This window comes from bacterium (assembly GCA_040755795.1).
Lineage (GTDB): Bacteria > UBA9089 > CG2-30-40-21 > CG2-30-40-21 > SBAY01 > JBFLXS01.
In genome coordinates, this window is the sequence record JBFLXS010000531.1 from 1 (window position 1) to 2349 (window position 2349).

The 2349-nt window shown below is 35.6% G+C and carries 1 protein-coding gene; it reads right to left on the reverse strand.

Going from position 1 to position 2349, the window contains the following annotated elements; genetic code table 11:
* Positions 1 to 358: 358 nt before the first annotated feature.
* Positions 359 to 1981: a hypothetical protein gene (locus AB1414_19310; protein MEW6609562.1), complete on the reverse strand. Its 1623-nt coding sequence runs from the start codon at positions 1979 to 1981 to the stop codon at positions 359 to 361.
* Positions 1982 to 2349 lie beyond the last annotated feature (368 nt).

Here is a 2349-nt window from a genome sequence, read left to right on the forward strand (position 1 = left end):
AAATCGGGCACTTCGGCTATCCACCGACCATCTTCTTCACGTTCAATTTCGATATTCACTAAAATTAAACCTCCAATTTCTATATTTCTCTTCGCATGAACAAATTCAGTCTCATCTGTCTAACGATAGAGCTCACCTGCTGCGAGGGGGAATTACCACTAAACTTTATAAGCAGGTTAAAACTTTGATAAAGCACAAAACTATTTCAAACACGCCACAGCCCCTCGCAGTCAGGTGCAGCGATTGGTTAGAAAAAAACTGCACTCCGCCGTCTTTTTTCTTCCCTTCTTTTTGATAGTTAATTCTCAATTCGAGGTCTGACCCCAACCCTTCCCCTAACCCACTGATCTTAAACTTATTAGATTCTATCAAACTCTCTTTCTAAAGTTTCTTTTTCTCTCTCAAAGTCCTCTGTGGAGATACTACATTCTTTCCAAACATAATCAAAGTGATCTTGCATTAAAGAGTATACTATTGAATCCTTTGAATACTCAATTACTGGAACAACTCGACTTAAAACAGTCTCTTTTACTTTCTTTGCTTCCTCGGTCTGCCCATAGTGGTATTGTTCAATAAAAACACTTTCGTTAGTAATAAATAAGAAACATGATGGAGCAGATGAATATACTTTTCCTTCTATAGGAGATTTTAATTTGGCAAGCCGGTTTATTTCTCGGATAGATCCCATTGTATCATTATAAAGTCTATGTTCTTTATGAATAGTAAGAGTATAATCTTTGTAAGGGTGGTTGCTTTCTTTAGAGGCTCTATATTTTGCTTGTTGAGAAAGTGGATTTATTAGGAGTAAACGAATATTTTTCATAGGTTGTTCTTCCCTTCCAAGTCTTGATATCAAAATAGCCCCTGGAATAATATATGAGGATAAGGAAATTCCCATTACTCTAATCTCTCCAGAGACATTTTCTATAAGATATTTGAGCCTTTCTGTTAACAACTCTCTATCTAAGTATATGTTAATAATTCTTGAGTCTTTAATAGCTTCTGCAGTTCCGATACTCTTTTCTTTAATATAGGATTTAAAATCTCGAGCCTTCCCCCAAATAAAATCAAAATGCTTAACCATTTCTTTACCCACCTTAGAGTTAATATCGTACTGAATTACTGGCATATAACCTGATGTTATCTCCTCTCTATAATGATACTGTTCCACAAATGCGTAATTATCACTAAGCATTAAAAGACAACTGGGGCTTGTGGTATATATCTTTACTTCAAGTAAATTTCCTTTGTCTGATAAAATTTCAATCAATTCATTTAATGATTCCAAAATTTGGGTAACCTCTATGAATAGATTTCGTTCTCGATGTGAAGTTCTTCGAGGTTCTTCACTCTCTGCCCTATAAATGGCTTGTTCACAACAAGGGTTTATAAGGAGTAATTGAATTTTTAATGGTTTTTTACCTTCTTTAACGGATTTACTCTCTAATCTGACCTTTGTTCCCTTCCATTCTTCAGGAAACAAACGATCTCCTTTTAAAAAATCCCGTAATGAAATACCTACCAATCTCAAATTATTGTTTTTCTCATTCATCAATTCTTCACTTATTGCCTCTTTAGCATCTTTTCTACTTTTATATATAGCAATAATTCCATCAGTAACCATTGTATCCAGTGCCTTTACATAATTTGCCAATTCATGTGTAATACTTTTAACACCCCGGCCTAATCCCTCTAATTGCTCTCTCAGTTCAATCTCTCTTTCTTTGCTTTCAATCTCAGACATCCTCTTAAAGAGAGCATGCAAGAAAATGGTAACAGCACCAGTAATAAAAAGGACCTTCCAGAGCTCCTTCAATAAAAAGTGAATAGTTGTCCCTATTGGCTGAGTCTTCCAGAAATCTAAATTCTCAAAAACACCAAGAAGAAATGATCCAAGTAAGCCTGCTAAAATGAGTACTAAACTTACCAATATCAGATTTATATTGTGTTTTTTCCCTTTATTTGAAGATTTAATATCCATTTTGTTACCTCCTTTTGCCATTAGCATGGCATCTAACGACTGAGCTCACCTGCTGCGGAGAGAATTACCACCAAACTTTATGAGCAAGATAAAAGCTTGATAAACCACAAAACTCTGAAAACGGCACAGCCCCCGCCGTCAACTGCAACGCAGGGTTAGACAAAAGCTTTAATTCGCTGTCTTTTCCTTTTCCTCTGCCTCACCGAATTATTGTGCATTCCACATTCACGGTTTGACCCTCAAATATCTCCCGACCCTCAAATATCTCCTTTTATTTTCTCACACAAAGCCACAAAGAACACAAAGGTTTATTGTTTTATTCAATTCCTTTGTGACTTTGTGTCTCTGTGTGATTATTTTTATTAGTC